Annotated in this window: 15 protein-coding genes; 9 read left to right on the forward strand and 6 right to left on the reverse strand. The window is 75.0% G+C overall.

Annotation, left to right across the window (positions count from 1 at the left end):
- Nucleotides 1-154 precede the first annotated feature (154 nt).
- Nucleotides 155-1,630: an aldehyde dehydrogenase gene (locus PSED_RS15000; RefSeq protein WP_013675100.1), complete on the forward strand. Its 1,476-nt coding sequence runs from the start codon at nt 155-157 to the stop codon at nt 1,628-1,630.
- Nucleotides 1,631-1,819: 189 nt separating this feature from the next.
- Here PSED_RS15000 and PSED_RS15005 read toward each other — a convergent pair whose 3' ends face one another.
- Nucleotides 1,820-2,866 (reverse strand): sigma-70 family RNA polymerase sigma factor, encoded by a 1,047-nt coding sequence (locus PSED_RS15005; RefSeq protein ID WP_013675101.1) that lies wholly within the window; start codon nt 2,864-2,866, stop codon nt 1,820-1,822.
- 195 nt (nt 2,867-3,061) lie between these two features.
- On the opposite strand from PSED_RS15005, the gene PSED_RS15010 reads away from it, so the two are divergent.
- Both PSED_RS15010 and PSED_RS15015 read left to right on the forward strand, forming a co-directional pair.
- Complete coding sequence (locus PSED_RS15010; RefSeq protein WP_013675102.1) at nt 3,062-4,837, forward strand: PHA/PHB synthase family protein; 1,776 nt, start codon at nt 3,062-3,064, stop codon at nt 4,835-4,837.
- 60 nt (nt 4,838-4,897) lie between these two features.
- Entirely contained in the window at nt 4,898-5,356 is a 459-nt protein-coding gene (locus PSED_RS15015) for a helix-turn-helix domain-containing protein (RefSeq protein ID WP_013675103.1), read from the forward strand.
- Between the two features lie 30 nt (nt 5,357-5,386).
- Here PSED_RS15015 and dtd read toward each other — a convergent pair whose 3' ends face one another.
- Both dtd and PSED_RS15025 read right to left on the reverse strand, forming a co-directional pair.
- Nucleotides 5,387-5,809, reverse strand: a complete 423-nt coding sequence (gene dtd / locus PSED_RS15020) for a D-aminoacyl-tRNA deacylase (RefSeq protein WP_013675104.1) — start codon at nt 5,807-5,809, stop codon at nt 5,387-5,389.
- Nucleotides 5,806-7,299, reverse strand: a complete 1,494-nt coding sequence (locus PSED_RS15025) for a DUF7782 domain-containing protein (RefSeq protein ID WP_013675105.1) — start codon at nt 7,297-7,299, stop codon at nt 5,806-5,808. The genes dtd and PSED_RS15025 overlap by 4 nt, the downstream gene beginning before the upstream one ends.
- A gap of 639 nt (nt 7,300-7,938) precedes the next feature.
- Here PSED_RS15025 and PSED_RS15030 point away from each other — a divergent pair.
- The 4 genes from PSED_RS15030 (at nt 7,939) to PSED_RS15045 (ending at nt 11,154) form a co-directional block, all read left to right on the forward strand.
- Nucleotides 7,939-9,525, forward strand: a complete 1,587-nt coding sequence (locus tag PSED_RS15030) for an ABC transporter substrate-binding protein (RefSeq protein ID WP_013675106.1) — start codon at nt 7,939-7,941, stop codon at nt 9,523-9,525.
- A 49-nt stretch (nt 9,526-9,574) separates the two neighbouring features.
- Nucleotides 9,575-10,165 carry an HhH-GPD-type base excision DNA repair protein gene (locus PSED_RS15035; RefSeq protein WP_041761278.1) on the forward strand — a complete coding sequence of 197 codons (591 nt, stop codon included), beginning with the start codon at nt 9,575-9,577 and terminating at the stop codon, nt 10,163-10,165.
- Nucleotides 10,166-10,239: 74 nt separating this feature from the next.
- Nucleotides 10,240-10,662, forward strand: coding sequence for an ArsR/SmtB family transcription factor (locus PSED_RS15040; RefSeq protein WP_041761280.1), 423 nt, complete (start codon nt 10,240-10,242; stop codon nt 10,660-10,662).
- 171 nt (nt 10,663-10,833) lie between these two features.
- On the forward strand, nt 10,834-11,154 hold the full coding sequence (locus PSED_RS15045; protein ID WP_013675109.1) for a DUF3099 domain-containing protein: 321 nt from the start codon (nt 10,834-10,836) through the stop codon (nt 11,152-11,154).
- A 63-nt stretch (nt 11,155-11,217) separates the two neighbouring features.
- On the opposite strand, the gene PSED_RS15050 is transcribed toward PSED_RS15045, so the two are convergent.
- A complete protein-coding gene (locus PSED_RS15050) occupies nt 11,218-12,144 on the reverse strand; it encodes a pseudouridine-5'-phosphate glycosidase (RefSeq protein WP_049803683.1) in 927 nt (308 codons plus the stop codon).
- A 9-nt stretch (nt 12,145-12,153) separates the two neighbouring features.
- On the opposite strand from PSED_RS15050, the gene PSED_RS15055 reads away from it, so the two are divergent.
- Nucleotides 12,154-12,402 (forward strand): DUF3039 domain-containing protein, encoded by a 249-nt coding sequence (locus tag PSED_RS15055; protein WP_013675111.1) that lies wholly within the window; start codon nt 12,154-12,156, stop codon nt 12,400-12,402.
- Nucleotides 12,403-12,423: 21 nt separating this feature from the next.
- Here the strand turns inward: PSED_RS15055 and PSED_RS15060 are convergent, their stop codons facing one another.
- Both PSED_RS15060 and PSED_RS15065 read right to left on the reverse strand, forming a co-directional pair.
- Nucleotides 12,424-13,287: an alpha/beta fold hydrolase gene (locus tag PSED_RS15060; protein ID WP_013675112.1), complete on the reverse strand. Its 864-nt coding sequence runs from the start codon at nt 13,285-13,287 to the stop codon at nt 12,424-12,426.
- Nucleotides 13,284-14,663, reverse strand: a complete 1,380-nt coding sequence (locus PSED_RS15065) for a poly-beta-hydroxybutyrate polymerase (protein ID WP_013675113.1) — start codon at nt 14,661-14,663, stop codon at nt 13,284-13,286. The genes PSED_RS15060 and PSED_RS15065 overlap by 4 nt, the downstream gene beginning before the upstream one ends.
- Nucleotides 14,664-14,925: 262 nt before the next feature.
- On the opposite strand from PSED_RS15065, the gene PSED_RS15070 reads away from it, so the two are divergent.
- A complete protein-coding gene (locus PSED_RS15070; protein WP_013675114.1) occupies nt 14,926-16,656 on the forward strand; it encodes a DEAD/DEAH box helicase in 1,731 nt (576 codons plus the stop codon).
- Nucleotide 16,657: the final 1 nt, after the last annotated feature.

A 16,657-nucleotide genomic window follows, 5' to 3' on the forward strand; every position in this document is an offset into this window, starting at 1 on the left:
GGCGACACCATTCCTGAGAGTCATCCCACCGCGCGGTTTCGGTGTGACCTGTGTCATGGAGCCGGGCGCGCCGCGCAGCGATGGCCGCCCGGGTCGGGTTTCTCGTAGCGTGACCCGGCAGCACGCCCTGGCGACGTCGAGGAGGACGGACGAAATGGCGGATCTCGAGCACTTCCGGATGGTGATCGGCGGCAAGCCGGTCGACGCGATCTCGGGAGCGACGTTCGAGTCGGAGAACCCCTACACCGGGCGGCCGTGGGCCGTCCTGCCCGACGGCGGGACCGAGGACGTCGACGCGGCGGTCGCGGCGGCGAGGGCGGCGTTCGACGGCGAGTGGGGCGAGCTGACCGGGTTCGCCCGCGCGGCGCTGATGCGTCGCCTCGGCGACCTGATCGGGGAGAACGCCGAGCGGCTCGCCCGGCTGGAGGTCAACGACTCCGGCAAGCTCTACCGGGAGATGCTGGGCCAGCTCAACGGGCTGGGCGGCTGGTTCCACTACTACGCGGGGCTGGCCGACAAGCTCGAGGGACGTCAGATCCCCTCGCCCAACCCGAACTACCTCGTCTACACCCGCCGGGAGCCGGTCGGCGTCGTCGCGGCGATCACGCCGTGGAACTCGCCGCTGCTGCTGCTGACGTGGAAGGTGGCACCCGCCCTCGCGGCCGGATGCACGGTCGTCGTCAAGCCGTCGGAGCACGCGCCGGCGTCGTCGCTGGGCCTGGCCGAGCTGTTCGAGCAGGCCGGCTTCCCCGCGGGCGTGGTCAACGTCGTCACCGGACGCTCCCGCGAGCTCGGGGCCCACCTCGCCGGGCACCCCGGCGTCGACAAGGTGGCGTTCACCGGCTCGACGGCCACCGGCCGTGCCGTCGCGCACGCCGCCGCGGAGAACCTCAACAAGGTCACCCTCGAGCTCGGCGGCAAGTCCCCGCAGGTCGTGTTCGCCGACGCGGACCTCGAGGCCGCGTCCAACGGGCTCGTCGCCGGCGTCTTCGCCGCCACCGGGCAGACCTGCATGGCCGGGTCGCGGCTGATCGTGCACGAGTCGGTGCACGACGACCTCGTGCGGCTGGTGGCGGAGCGGGCATCACGGATCCGGCTCGGCGACCCCAACGACCCCGACACCGAGATGGGTCCGGTGGCGAACCGGCCGCAGTACGAGAAGGTGCTCGGCTACCTGGAGACGGCCAAGGGCGAGGGTGCGACGGTCGCCTACGGCGGGGCCGCCGACACGGGACTCGGCGGGCTGTTCGTGAAGCCGACGGTGCTCACCGGTGTGGGACCGGAGTCGACGGTCGTCCGCGAGGAGGTGTTCGGCCCGGTGCTCTCCGCGTACACGTTCAGCACCGAGGAGGAGGCGATCAAGCTCGCCAACGACACCCAGTACGGCCTCGCCGGGGCGGTCTGGACCAAGGACGTGCACCGCGCGCACCGGGTCGCGGCCAGGATCCGGGCGGGGTCGGTGTGGATCAACGCCTACCGCGTCGTCGCCCCGAGCGTGCCGTTCGGCGGCTACAAGAGCTCGGGCCTGGGCCGGGAGAACGGCGTCGAGGCGGTCAACGAGTACACCGAGAACAAGTCGGTGTGGGTCGAGCTGACGGGCGGCACCCGCGACCCGTTCACCCTCGGCTGAGCGCCGTTCACGCTCCGCCACCCGATAGGGGTGCCTGTCGCCCGGCCGTGTCGAGGCCGGGCACGGTACAACGTTCGCGGAAGTCGTCGCCCGTCAACTCACGGGGAGCCCGGTGGGCGGCGACGACCCGACGGTCGGCGACCGGGGTCCGGTCGCCGACCGACGGCTGTCGGACGGTGGTGGGACGGCTCAGCTCGCGTAGGCGCGGAGCCGGTCGGCGCGCTCCCCGACCCGCAGCTTCGCCATCACCTCGCGCTCGATCTGGCGCACCCGCTCGCGCGACAGGCCGAACCGGCGGCCGATCTGGTCGAGCGTGCACGGCTGACCGTCGTCGAGGCCGTAGCGCATCCGGATCACGTTCTGCTCGCGCTCGTCGAGCGTCGCGAGGACCCGGCGCAGGTCGTCGTGCAGCAGGTGCGAGATCACGGTGTTCTCGGCGTCGGCGGCCTCCGCGTCCTCGATGAAGTCGCCGAGCGGCGCCTCCTCCTCGGACCCGACCGGCATGTCGAGGCTCACCGGGTCGCGGGCGTGGTCGAGCAGGTCGGCGATCTTCTCCTCGGGCAGGCCGGACTCCTCGGCCAGCTCTGCGTGGGTCGCCTCCCGGCCCAGCCGCTGGTGCATGTCGCGCTTGATGCGCGCGAGCTTGTTCACCTGCTCGACGAGGTGCACGGGCAGCCGGATCGTGCGGGCCTGGTCGGCCATCCCGCGGGTGATCGCCTGCCGGATCCACCAGGTCGCGTACGTGGAGAACTTGAAGCCCTTCGCGTAGTCGAACTTCTCGACGGCGCGGATCAGACCCAGGTTCCCCTCCTGGATCAGGTCCAGCAGCGGCATGCCGCGGCCGGTGTAGCGCTTGGCCAGGCTCACGACCAGCCGGAGGTTGGCCTCCAGCAGGTGGTTGCGGGCGCGGGCGCCGTCGCGGGCGACGGCCCGCAGGTCCCTGGCGTAGTCGGGGTCCAGCTCGCGGCCCTCGGCCGCGGCGGTGTCGAGGACGTGGCGGGCGAACACGCCGGCCTCGATCCGCTTGGCGAGGTCGACCTCCTGCGCGGCGGTCAACAGTGCGGTCTTGCCGATGCCGTTGAGGTACACGCGGACGAGGTCGGCCGCGGGGCTCTGCGCGTCGAGCTCGTCGGCGGACAGCTCGACCGGGGTGTCTGCCTGCAGCGCCTCACGCTCGGGGGCGGTACGCTGCTCCGGAACGGCCTTGGGCTTGCGGGCGGTGATCGACGCGGTCATCTGTGGTTCCCTCCCTGCGCGACCTCGGCGGTACGCTGTGGCGTCTGCCGCCTGAGGTTCTGTCCGTTCCAACGCAGCGGCGTGGGTATTCGTTCCCGGCCCGGCGCATCCGCCGTGCGGGTGACAGTGCAACTCGTCACGTCCCGTGAACCCGCGGGACGGGCGGCGGGGCGTCGGGACGTCAGGAGGGCCGGGGTGAGCACGTCCGAGGGGATGCCCTCCGGGTCCGGCCGTCCCCCGGGCCCCGTCGCGGCCGCCCGGCGGCTCGGCGACGTCCTCGCTGGGGCCGGGGGTCGCCTCGGCGACGTCGTCTCGCCCTCGTGGCTCGTCGCCCGGGTCGACCCGATGAACTTCGCCGGCGCACTGGCCGAGACGGCAGTGGCCGTCGCCGCGCACCCCGGGACCGCCGTCGCCGCGACCGCGCAGCTGGCCGGCGCCGCCCTGCGCGCGGCAGCCGACGCCGTACCGGGGACCCGCGTGCCGGGGACCCGCGCGCCCGGTGCGCGGTCGGCCGACCGGCGCCACCGCAACTCGGCGTGGGAGGACAACCCCTGGTACGCGCTCTGCCGCCGGGAGCACGAGGTGCTCGCCGGATGGGCGCGGACCGTCGTCGAGGACGTCGAGCTGGGCCCGGTGGCCCGTCGCAAGCTCGCCTTCCTCGTCGAGCAGGCCGTCGCCGCCGCCGACCCGGTCAACTGGCCGTGGTCCAACCCCGACGTCCCGGCCGCGGCGCTGCGCACCGGCGGGCGCAGCGTCCTGCGCGGTCTGCGCAACCTGGTCCGTGACGTCGCCATGAACGGCGGCATGCCCCGCCAGGTCGCCGCCGATGCGTGTGTCGTCGGTCACGACCTCGCCGCGACCCCCGGTGCGGTGGTGTTCCGCAACGACCTCGTCGAGGTCATCCAGTACGCGCCGACGACGCCGACGGTGCACCGCACCCCGCTGCTGCTCTCGCCGCCGTGGATCAACAAGTACTACGTGATGGACCTCGCGCCGGGGCGCAGCTTCGCGCAGTGGGCCGTCGAGCACGGCCGCACGGTGTTCGCGATGAGCTACCGCAACCCCGACGGCGCGCAGCGGGACCTGACACTGTCGGACTACCTGCGGCAGGGCCTGTTCGCCGCGCTCGACGTCGTCGAGGAGATCACGGGCGAGTCCCGCGCCGACGTCGCCGCGCTGTGCCTCGGCGGCACCCTGGCCACGGCAGGGGCGGCCTGGCTGGCGGCCCGCGGCGACCGCCGGATCGCGTCGTTGACCCTGCTCAACACGATGCTCGACTACTCCGAGCCCGGTCCGCTCGGCGTCTTCACCGACGCGCGCACCGTCGACCGGCTGGCGCGCCGGATGCGCGCCACCGGCTACCTGCCGGCCTCGAGCATGAAGGCGGTGTTCGACGCGTTGCGCCCCGCGGACCTGGTGTGGCGCTACGTGCTCGACGGCTGGTGGCTGGGGGAGGACCCGCCTGCGTTCGACCTCCTCGCGTGGAACGTGGACTCGACGCGGATGCCCGCCGCCATGCACACCGAGTACCTCGCGGAGCTCTACGTCGGGAACCGGCTGGCCGCGGGCACGATGGAGCTTGCGGGCGAGCGGCTCGACCTCGGGGCGGTGCGCTGCGACACCTACGTCGTCGGTGCCGAGACCGACCACATCGCGCCGTGGCGCTCGGTCTACGCCGGCGCCCGGCTGCTCGGCGGTGACGTCCGGTTCGTGCTGACGACGGCCGGGCACATCGCCGGCGTCGTGAACCCGCCGTCGGCCCGGTCCGCGCACCGGGTCGGGACGCGGCCGCTGCCCGCGGCGCCCGACGACTGGTTCGCCGCCGCCGCGCGCCGGCCCGGGAGCTGGTGGGAGGACTGGGCGGTCTGGGCGGGGGAGCGGGCCGGTCCGCAGGCGCCCCCACCGCCACTGGGCAGCACCGCCCACCCGGCGATCGAGGAGGCCCCCGGCAGCTACGTGCGCGCCGGGTGAGCACCGTCCCGCCCGCGCACCGCGCCGCATCGGGGAGAATGCGCACGGACGAAGGAGGCGATGGCCACGACGAGCACGTCGGAGAACGGGTCGAGCGCGCGCACCGGGCCGTGGACCGAGCAGGTCAACGCGCTGGGCGACTTCATCCGCGCCCAGCGCCAGCTGGCCAACCTGTCGCTGCGCGAGATGGCCTCGCTGACCAGCGTCTCCAACGCCTACCTGTCGCAGGTCGAGCGGGGGCTGCACCAGCCGTCGCTCAAGGTACTGCGCTCGATCGCCGACGCGCTCCAGCTCTCGACCGAGCAGCTGCTCTCCCAGGCGGGCTGGTCGACGGCCGAGCCCGCCGGCCCTGCCGCGGCGGGGCCGGGCCCGCAGCCCGCGCCGGGTGCGGCGGCGACCTCCGCGCCGGCCAGCACCGAGGACGCCATCCGCGCCGACGCCCGGCTCACCGAGGACCAGAAGGCCGCCCTGCTCGGCGTGCTGCGCAGCTTCGTCGACGGGGCCACGCCGCCGCGCTGAGCGGCGCCGACGCGCGGCGCGAGCGCCGGGTCAGACCTCGACGAGCACCGTGAAGGGGCCGTCGTTGACCGACTCGACCTCCATCATCGCGCCGAACACCCCGGTGGCGACCGTCGCGCCGCGGCCGCGCAGCTCGGCGACGACGGCCTCGACCAGCGGTTCGGCGACCTCCGGCCGGGCCGCGGCCTGCCAGGACGGCCGCCTGCCCTTCGTGGTGTCGCCGTGGAGGGTGAACTGGCTGACGACGAGCAGCGCCGCGCCGGCCGTCGCGCACGACGCCTCGTCGCGCAGGATGCGCAGCTCGTGGAGCTTGCGGGCCATCGTCGCCGCCGTGTCGACGGTGTCGGCGCGGTGCACGCCCAGCAGGACGAGCAGCCCCGTCCCGATCTCCCCGACGACGGTGCCCTCGACCCGGACCGCCGCCCGGGTCACCCGCGCCACGACCGCTCTCACGGGGCCACCGGGACGAGCAGCCCGTGCCGCACCAGCTCGCGGACCGCGGGCAGGGTGGCCGCGACGAGGGCGTCGTAGGGCCGGTCGTGCGCGAACGACAGCAGCGCGAGCAGCTCGCCCAGCGGTAGCTCGCCCCGGCAACCCGCGAGCAACGCGGCCGCGGGCTCGTCGACCTCGTGGCGCCACAGCGGGCCGTCGCGGCGGGCGACGGCCGCCCCCGCCTCTGCCCAGCCCTCCTCGCCGGGCACTGCGTAGCGCTCGAGCGTCGCCGACGCGGTGAGCGCGAGCGTCGCACCGAGCAGCGCGTCGTCGCCGGCGTGGGCGCGCAGCCAGTCGACGCGGTCGAGCCAGCCGTCGGCCTCGGGCCCGAGCGGGCCGCCGAGCTCGCCGACGAGGTCCTCGACGACGACGACGGGCTCGGCGTCGGTGCGGCGCAACAACAGGTGCCCGAACCCGACGCCCTCGACGGCGCGGGCCTCGGCCCAGTCCAGCCACTCGCCGGCGCGCGCCCTGGCCGACGGTGCGGCCGGGTCGAGTCCCGCGTCGCGCTGCCAGGTGCCGACGTGCATCGCCGGGTCGACGACCTCGCGCTGCAGGATCCACGCGTCGCACCCCGGCGGCAGCCACGACCGCACGCGGTCGGGCCAGTCCTCGCCGCGCACGTGCAGCCACGACCCGAGCAGCTGCGCGACCCCGCCCGCCTCCAGCACCCCCGGCAGGTCGCCCAGCAGCGCGGCCAGCGCGTCGTCCCCGTCGGCGCCGGAGTCGCGGTAGACGTAGTCGACGCGGGCGGGGCCGGGCACGAACGGCGGGTTGGACACGACGTGGGCGAACCGGCGGCCTGCCACCGGCTGCAGCCACGGCCCCTCGCGCAGCTCGGCCCGCACCCCGGACAGCGCGAGGGTGGCGGCGGCCAGCGCCAACGCCCGTGGCGCCACGTCGGTGCCGACGACCGTGCGCGAGTGCCTGCTCGCGTGCAGCGCCTGCACCCCGCAGCCGGTGCCCAGGTCGAGCGTGGCGTCCACGGGCCGGCGGATCGCGGCGGCCGCGAGCGACAGCGACGCCCCGCCCACGCCGGTCACGTGGTCGCGGTCCTGGCGCGCCGCGGGGGTGTCGAGGTCGGACACGACCCACCACGCGTCGTCCGCGGCGCCCGAGCCGGCGTCGTCGGCGTAGGGCCGGACGTCGAGGGCGGCCACGAACCCGTCACCCGCGACCCGCAGCAGGCCGGCCGCCACCAGCGGCCCGGGGTCGCCCAGCGCCGCCCGCACCGCCGCGGCGGGCTCCGTGGCGCCGAGCAGCAGCAGCCGCACGAGCACGCCGAGCTCGCCGCCGTCGCGGGTGGCGCGGTCGGCGGCCTCGGGCTCACCGCGGGTCAGGGCGTCGTGCGCGGCCCGCCCGAGCAGCGCGCGGACACCGTCGACGGTGTAGCCGTGGGTCAGGAACGCCGTACGCAGGCCCGGCGCCGCCGGGACGAGATCGGGGAGCACGCGTCCATCCTCGCCGCCCGCCGGTCCGGGCCGGCAGGACGGGTCCGTGGTGCGGCCGGCCCCGCCGTCGGGTTCGTCCCGCCCGAGGTATTCGTCGCGCTGATGGTGCGTCAGCAGCAATGGTTGTTTCCGTCGCCGTATCCGTTCCGGTTACCGTCTGTGCAGGTCCGACGGCTCCACCACCCGATCGGGCCGCCGGGAGGAACGACGATGTCGACCGCCGACGCCGAGCACGATCCCCCACGCCGATCACGCTGTGTCCCCACCGGCGAACGGGCCGCGCCCGTTCGCTGACACCTGCGCCCGCCGGGCCTCCGCCGTGGCCCCGCGGCGGGTGGTCGTCGCGCGCCCGGAACACACGTCGCCCGGGGAGGGCAGGCCCCGCCCGGCGCACACCGCCGTGCGCCGGGCGGGACCGCTCGGGCGGGACCCACCTCACGGACTGCACGACCGCACAGACCGCACGAGCGCCGTCGCCGGACCGGCGGCGCAGGAGCCGAACTCGACGAGGAGTGACGGATGCCGGGAGCGTGTGTGCCTTCACCGCGAGTGCCTTCACGACGGGAGCAATCGCCGCGTGTACCTGCGCAGGGCGGGCCGGGCGGGCGGCGGGCGAGGGGAGGCCGCGGGCGCGCACTCGTGGCCACGGCACTGTTGACGGTGCTGGTGACGGTGCTCGCCGCCTGCGGCGGGTCCGCGGCGGGCGAGGGCGGCGCGGGCGCCGGCCCGATCCCGGCCACCAACCCCTACGGCAGCGACGTCGCCGCCGAGGGGACGCCGAAGGACGGCGGGGTGCTGGTACTGGGCACCGACCGGGAGGCGGTCAGCTTCGACCCGACGGTGCAGAACACCAACAACGCGGCGTTCGCCGTGTACGACTCGCTGATGAAGCTCGCCCCCGACGGGTCGGCACAACCGTTGCTGGCCAAGGGGATGGCGACCACCGACAACGGCCGGACGTGGCGGCTGGAGCTGCGGGAGGGCGTGAGGTTCTCCGACGGCACGCCGCTGAACGCCGACGCCGTCATCGTCAACACCCGCCGCCACGTCGAGAAGGTGCGCTCGGCCGCGCACTCCTTCGCGACCCAGATCGAGACCATGACCGCGCTCGACCCGCTGACGGTGCAGTTCACGCTGAAGGCCCCGCTCGGTGACTTCCCGGTCCTGTTCGCGCAGAACCAGTACTCCGGCACGCTCGGGCTCATCGTCTCGCCCGCGGCGCTCGCGAAGTACGGCGACGACATCGGCAGCAACCCCGTCGGCGCCGGCCCGTTCGTGCTCAAGAGCTGGACGCGCGACTCGAAGATGGTGCTGGCCCGCAACCCGACGTACTGGCAGCCGGGCCTGCCCCACCTCGACGGGCTGGAGTTCCGGCCGTTGTCCGACACCAACTCCCGGCAGGCCTCGATCCAGAACGGTGACGTCGACCTGGCGTTCGGTGCCTACAACCAGGAGCTCGTCGCGGCGCTGGACAACCCGAACCTGCAGGTGTTCTACGGTCCCGGCAACTCCGGCGAGTTCCTGATCTTCAACATGACCAAGCCGCCGTTCGACGACCGGAACATGCGCGAGGCCATCGTGCGCGCCATCAACCTGCAGGCGCTCTCGGCCAGCCAGTACAACAACCGGATCGTCCCCGCCGACAGCCTGTTCGACGCGCAGAGCCCGTTCCACACCGACGCCGCGTCGAAGGAGTGGCCCGCGTTCGACCTGGAGAAGGCAAAGCAGCTCGTCGCCGACTACCGGGCGTCGGGCAAGAACCCGGACTTCACCTTCAAGACGTCCAACAGCCGCCCGCCCTACGCCGAGTTCGTCCAGGCCCAGATCGAGGCCCTCGGGATCAAGGTCGACGTGCAGATGTACGACCTGGCGCAGTACTCGGCGTCGGTCGTGCAGAGCGGGGACTTCCAGCTGAGCACCAACGTGGCGTCGGTCGACTACCCCTACCCGGGGGTCCGGCGGCTCTTCGGCACCGGCGGCAGCACCAATTTCGGCAAGTACTCCGACCCGCAGGTCGACGCGTTGCTCGCCGACGCCGCCTCCACGACCGACGACGACGCGCGGGCCCGGGCCTACCAGCAGGTCGAGCTCATCGTGAACAAGGACATCCCGGTCGCCTGGACGAGCCGGGTGTACCTGGCGACGATCGCGGAGAAGGAGGTCAAGGGGATCGACCGGTACCAGTCGCGCGACCTGTTCCTCGCGCGCACCTGGTTGGACCGCTGACCCACCGGTGTGGCGGCGACGGGTCCACGACGGGCCCGCCGCCGCTACGCTGACCGGCGTGACGCTCTGCCTGGCCCAGGACGCCGACGCCGACGCGCTGCTCGACCGCGACCCGCTCGCGCTGCTGATCGGGATGCTGCTCGACCAGCAGTTCCCGATGGAGCGCGCCTTCGCCGGGCCGGCGCTGCTGGCCCGGCGGCTCGGTGTCGAGCGGCTCGACGCGCGCGAGCTGGCCGGGTACGACCCGGACGCGCTGGTCGAGCTGTTCACCGGCCCGCCCGCGGTGCACCGCTACCCGCGGTCGATGGCGCAGCGGGTGCAGGCGTTGGCCGCCGCGGTCGTCGACCGCTACGACGGCGACGTCCCCGGGATCTGGTCCGACGTCGCGACCGGCAAGGAGCTGTTCACCCGGCTCGCGGGCCTGCCCGGCTTCGGCACCCAGAAGGCGCAGATCTTCACCGCCCTGCTGGGCAAGCAGCGCGGGGTCACCCCCGACGGCTGGCGCGAGGCCGCGGGCGGCTACGGGCAGGACGGCGTCCACATGTCGGTCGCCGACGTCGTCGACGCCGACTCACTCGGGCGCGTCCGGGAGTACAAGCAGGCGGCGAAGGCGGCACGCAAGGCGGCCGCCACCGGCTGACGGTCCGGACCGGGCGGGGACGCGACCGGGATCACGGCGCCGTGTCCGCCGCGTCGCGGACTAGCATCGAGATCGTGCACAAGGTCCCGTCCGATCGTCAGGGCCTGCGGGTCATCGATCCCGACCAGGTCTGCGACGCCACCGCCGTCCTCGCGGACGAGGCGCAGCTGCAGCACTCGGCCACCGTGCTCGACGCGCTCGGCGAGGTCAACCGCCTGAGCATCCTGCTCGCGCTCCTGCACGCGGGCGACCTCTGCGTGTCCGACCTGGCGGTCGCCGTCGGGATGAGCGACAGCGCCGTCTCGCACGCGCTGCGGCTGCTGCGCGCGCACGGAATGGTCACCGCGCACCGCGAGGGCAGGCTGGTCCGGTACCGCCTTGCGGGCGGGCTGGCCCGGCGGCTGCTCGAGGTCGTGTCGGAGGAGGCGGTGGCACCCGTGACGCTGCACGCGCACGGTCACGCCGACCCGGCGGGGGACAAGGCGGGCGCGTCCTGACGGGTCCGCCCGGCGGGTGGCTGCCTGGTTCCTGCCCGTCCGGGCGTTTCCGGTGGTGACGCGCCGGACGATCGGCACGACAATCCGCCCGCGGACGGGCGTTCCCGGCCTCGCAGTGCAACGATGGAGGTGGCCGCCGGTCACCCCCGGCGGCAGCGAGGGGTGGTGGTCGTGACCGAGCCGCAGCGGAGCAGCAACGACGAACCCGTGCTCATCACGGACGCCGCGATGTCCTACGAGCAGGAGCTCGCCGTCCGCAAGCGACGCTACAAGACCATGATGTTGATGCGGGTGCCGTGCATGATCGCCGCGGCCGCCTTCTACCAGATCCCGTGGCTCGCCGTCGGCCTGCTGGTGCTGTCGATCCCGCTGCCGTGGATCGCCGTCCTCGTCGCCAACGACCGCCTGCCCCGCAAGGCGGAGAACCCCAACCGGTTCCGGCCCGAGCGTCCCGCGCTCGGACAGGGGGACCGGGGCGTCATCGACGACTGACGGTCGGCCGGTCGGCGACCGATCGCGACGTCCGCGCGTCCGGCGCGCATCCCGCGGAGGCGGTCACAGCAGTGCGGCGAGCTGTGCCGCGAGCGCCGCGTTCGCCGTCACCAGCGCGATGTTCGTCTCCAGGCTGGCGCCGTCGCTGCCGCTGTGGAAGTGCTCCAGCAGCGCCGGGGTGACGTCCTTGCCGACGATGCCGCGCGCCGCGACCATCGCCAGCCCGTCGGCGAGCAGCCGGTCGTGGAGGTCGGCGTCGAGCTCCGCGTCGACCGGCACCGGCTGCGCCAGGACGAGCCCGCCGCCGGTGGCACGGTGCGCCCGCCAGACGGCGGCGGCGTCGGCGGGGGAGTCGACCCGCCACGGCACCGGCACCCCGGAGTCGCGCCGGTAGAAGCCGGGGAACGCGTCGGTCCCGAACCCCAGCACCGGCACCGACCAGGTCTCCAGCACCTCCAGCGTGGCGCCGACGTCGAGGATCGACTTGACCCCGGAGCAGACGACCGCCACCGGGGTGCGCGCGAGCGTCGCCGGGTCGGCCGAGACGTCCCAGGTCTCGCGGGCGCCGCGGTGCACCCCGCCGAGCCCGCCCGTCGCGAACACCTCCACGCCCGCCGCCGCGGCGAGCCACGCGGTGGCGGCGACGGTCGTGGCACCGTCGAGCCCGAGCCCGGCGGCGACGCCCAGGTCGCGCATCGAGAGCTTCGCGACCCCGCCCGCACAGATCCGGTCGAGGGCCTCGGCGTCGAGCCCGACACGCGGCCTGCCGTCGAGCACCGCGACCGTCGCCGGCACCGCGCCGTGCGCGCGCACGACGTCCTCCAGCGCGCTCGCCGTCGCCCGGTTGCGCGGCGCCGGCAGGCCGTGGGCCAACAGCGTGCTCTCCAGGGCCACGACGGGCCGCCCGGCCGCGAGCGCGTCGGCGACCTCCGGGGCCACCAGAGGATCGAGCGGGGAAGCGGGGCGCGGCGGCAGGGTCACGTGCGGCATCATGGGGCAATGGCCACCCAGACGCTGCCCGAGGTCGACACCCGCCCCGAGGGCACCGACACGACCGGCAACGACGAGCCGAAGATGTTCCACTACGTGAAGAAGGCCAAGATCGCCGAGAGCGCGGTCATGGGCAACCTCGTGGTGGCGCTGTGCGGCGAGACCTTCCCCGTCACGAAGTCGCCCAAGCCCGGGTCGCCGGTGTGCCCGGACTGCAAGAAGATCTACGAGTCCCTGCCGCCCGGCGGCGACTCCTGACCCCGCCGGCCTCCGCGGAGGTCACCCGGCACGCGCCGCCCCGGGATCGTCCGGGGCGGCCAGGAACGCGTCGACGACGGGCGCGAGCTCGTGCGGCTCCGTCAGGAGTGCGAGGTGGCCGCCCGGGTGCAGGTGCAGCTGCGAGCCGGCGATGCCGCGGTGCAGGATGCGCGCGTTGACCACCGGGACGACGGGATCGTCCTCGCCCGCCACGACGAGCGTCGGGACGTGCAGCAACGGCAGGAACGGCAGGCTCGTCCAGCTCGCCGCCGCCAGCAGCTGGAACCGGTAGCCGCGGTCGCCCGGGCCCGTCGTGCGGCCCGACCCCAGCACCTCCGCCGCCCGCTCCGGCCGGGTCCGCATCGTGCCGCCGTAGATGCGGCCCGCGACCTCGCGGGCGTGCTCCGGATCGTGGTAACGCCGCCCGGTGAGCATCCGCGCCAGCACCGACGGCGGCCCCGGCACCATGAGCGCTCCCGTGCCGGTGGCGACGAGCACCAGCCGGCGGACCCGCCCCGGGCTGCCGAGCGCGAGCTGCTGGGCCAGCGCCCCGCCCCACGAGTAGCCGAGCACGTCGACCCGCCCCCGACCGAGCCGGGAGAGCAGGCCGTCGACGGCCGCGGCCAGCCCGGGGAGGTGGTAGGGCAGCACGGGCGCGGGCGAGCCGCCGACGCCCGGCGGGTCGAAGCGGATGGTCTCGACGTCGGGCGGCAGGGCGTCGACGAACGGGTCGAGCAGGCCCAGCGCCGCCCCGATGCCGTTGACCAGCAGCAACGGTGTGCGGCCCGAGCCGTCGGCGGGCCGCACCGCCACGTGCAGCGTGTGCCCGTCGACGGTCAGGTCCGCGACCCGGTCGGCGACCCGACCGTCGCGGGCGCCCGTCATCGGGCGAGTACGTAGTCGCCCGGCGACGGCGCGACCGCGCGCAGCCCGCGCCCGCCCAGCTCGGCGGGCGCCTCGCGGGTGGGGCCGGTGCGCGGGCCCAGCCAGGCCAGCAGGGCGGTCCACCAGGAGTCGTCCGGCGCGCCGGCGTCCGGGGTCGCGACGACCGCGTCCGGTCCGGCGTGCGAGAGCTTCTCGACGTGCACCGCACCCGACCCGGCGGCCCGGGCCCACCGGGCCACCCCCGGGCCGTCGCCGACGACGAACGTCTCGGCCGCGACCGCGTCGACGTCGACCGGGGTGCCGAGCAGGTCGGCGTGCCCGTGGCCGTCGAGCGCGGCGGCGGCCCGTTCCAGCGCGCCCCGGAGCCCGTCGGGCACGTCCGCGCCGTCGGCGGCCCACTGTCGCAGGTCACGGGCCGCCCCGGCGGGCAGCGGTCCGTCGGCCGCGACCCAGGCGGCACAGGCCACCCGGTCGGCGAGCCCGAGCGTCGCGAGATGGGCGAGCGTGGCGGCCGCGAGGGTGGCCCCGTCGCCGACGCCCAACAACGCGGTGGCCGGGGTCCGGCTGATGCGCTCGCAGGCGTCGAGGGCGTCCAGGACGGCCTGGCCGTGCAGGTCGAGCGGGGCGCCGTGCGCGTCGCCCGCGCGGGCGGCCGGGTCCGCCCAGCTCATCGCCAGCACCTGCTGGCCACCCCGGACGAGGTACTCGACGAGGCTGCGGCGGGGGGAGAGGTCGGCGAGGTAGGACGCCGCCGTGGGCGCGGGGACGACGAGCACCGGCACGTCACGCACCTCGCGGGTCTGCGGCAGGTAGTGCAGCAGCTCGAACGACGGGGTGCGCAGGACGACCGCGCCGGGTGTGGCCGCGACCTCCTCACCGACGACGAGCCGGCGCGGGGCGGTCGGCCGGGCCGCGGGCGGGACGGCGGCCAGGACGACGGAGGTCTCTCCCGGCGCGACGTCGGGGATGTCCGCCGGTGCGTCGGTCCGTCCGCTCGCCAGCGCCCGCAGCACCGGGTTGCTCGACGGCGACGCGAGGTCGGCGAGCGTCGCGACGAGCCCGCGCAACACCGCGTCGTCCGCGTCGGCGAGGCCCGCGTCGGCGAGCAGCGCGTCGGCGGCGCCGGTCGTCGCGAGATGGGTCTGGACGGCGCGGCGCAGCACCGGGTCGCGGGCCCAGGCCGCGGCGGCGAACCGCGGATCGGCGGGGTCGGGCGCCAGCGTGGAGCTGCCCAGGCCGATCCGGACGAGCTCGCCCACGAGGCCCGCGGTGTGCCGGGCGAGCCGGACGGGCCGCGAGAGCAGGGCCGTGGCCAGCCGGGCCCCGGCTGCGGCGAGGGTGGCGTCCGTCCCGGCCGTGGGCGGCTCGCTGCTCACATCGTCTCCTGGTGTTCTCGGCTCGGTCGGCCGCTCGGGGCCAAGCATGGGCGGGGGGGCGTGGCGTCGGCAAGTCCGGAGGGGTGAGTTCGGGTCGCGGGGCGGTCACCTGGGTCGTCGCCCACCCAGCATGGCCCGAGCCGGTGCGACGGCGGGTCACGGCATGCCGTCGGATCCCTGCGGGTTAGGCTCGACGCCGGTCGCGCGAGCGGGATCCTCGGTCCCGACGCGAGCCGGAATGCCCGTCCGACCAGGGAGTTGTGTGTCGCAGGCCGTTGATCGCAGCCCCGGGATCCCCGTCGAGCAGCGTCCGCTGCGTGCCTGGCAGCGGTCCGCGCTGGCCCGGTACCTGGCCGGGTCGCCGCAGGACTTCCTGGCCGTCGCGACGCCCGGCGCGGGCAAGACCGCGTTCGCGCTGCGGGTCGCCTCCGAGCTGCTGCGCGACCGGGTGATCGACCGCCTCACCGTCGTCACGCCGACCGAGCACCTGAAGTACCAGTGGGCGGCGGCGGGCGCCCAGGCCGGGATCGCCCTCGACCCGGAGTTCCGCAACTCCGCGGGCGGCACGTCGTCGGACTACACCGGGATCGCGGTGACCTACGCCGGCGTCGCGGCCCACCCGATGCTGCACCGGGCGCGCACCGAGAGCCGGCGCACCCTGGTGATCCTCGACGAGGTGCACCACGCCGGCGACGCGCGCTCCTGGGGCGACGCGGTCAAGGAGGCGTTCGACCCCGCGACGCGGCGGTTGACGCTGACCGGGACCCCCTTCCGCAGCGACGACAACCCGATCCCGTTCGTCGACTACGTGCCCGATGCCGAGGGCGCGCTGCGCAGCCGGGCCGACCACTCCTACGGCTACGCCGACGCGCTCGCCGACGGCGTCGTGCGGCCGGTGGTGTTCCTGGCCTACTCGGGCACGTCGAGCTGGCGGACGAGCGCGGGGGAGGAGATCACGGCGCGGCTGGGCGAGCCGCTGACCGCCGAGCAGACCGCGCGGGCCTGGCGCACCGCGCTCGACCCGGGCGGCCAGTGGATCCCGGCGGTGCTGGCCGCGGCCGACAAGCGGCTCACCGGACACCGCTCGGGCGGTATGCCCGACGCGGGCGGCCTGGTCATCGCGACCGACCAGACGTCGGCCCGGGCCTACGCCGCGATCCTCGAGCGGGTCACCGGGACGCCGCCGGTCGTCGTGCTGTCCGACGAGAAGGGCGCCTCCGCGCGGATCGAGCAGTTCTCGCGGTCGCAGGACCGCTGGATGGTCGCGGTCCGGATGGTCTCCGAGGGTGTCGACGTCCCTCGGCTCGCCGTCGGGGTGTACGCGACGAGCGCCTCGACGCCGCTGTTCTTCGCACAGGCCATCGGCCGGTTCGTGCGGTCGCGGCGGCCGGGGGAGACGGCGTCGGTGTTCGTGCCGAGCGTGCCGGTGCTGCTGGGGCTGGCCAGCGAGCTGGAGGCCCAGCGCGACCACGTCCTCGGCGCGCCGCACCGGGCCGCCGAGACCTGGAACGACGAGGAGCTCGCCGCGGCGCAGCGCGTCGAGGACGAGCCGGGGGAGGACGAGAAGTCGTTCACCGCGCTGCACGCCGACGCCGAGCTCGACCAGCTGATCTACGAGGGCACGTCGTTCAGCGCCGACGAGGAGGACTACCTCGGCCTGCCGGGGCTGCTCGATCCCGACCAGGTGCGCACGCTGCTGAGCCAGCGTCAGCAGGAGTGGATGGCCCGGGGCCAGCGCCGCTCCGGTGCGCAGGCCCGCGCCACCCCGGCCCCCGAGCCGCCCGCGCAGCGTCCGCAGCTCTCGGTGCGCGAACAGCTCAACGGCCTGCGCAAGGAGCTCAACACGCTCGTCGCGATGTACCACCACCGCACGAACAAGCCGCACGGGGCGATCCACAACGAGCTGCGCCGCGTGTGCGGGGGACCCGTCACGGCCATGGCGACGATCGAGCAGCTGGAGGAGCGCATCGCGACGCTGCGCTCCTGGCGGTGAG

This window comes from Pseudonocardia benzenivorans CB1190 (genome assembly GCF_000196675.2).
In the GTDB taxonomy this organism is placed as follows: Bacteria; Actinomycetota; Actinomycetes; order Mycobacteriales; family Pseudonocardiaceae; genus Pseudonocardia; species Pseudonocardia benzenivorans.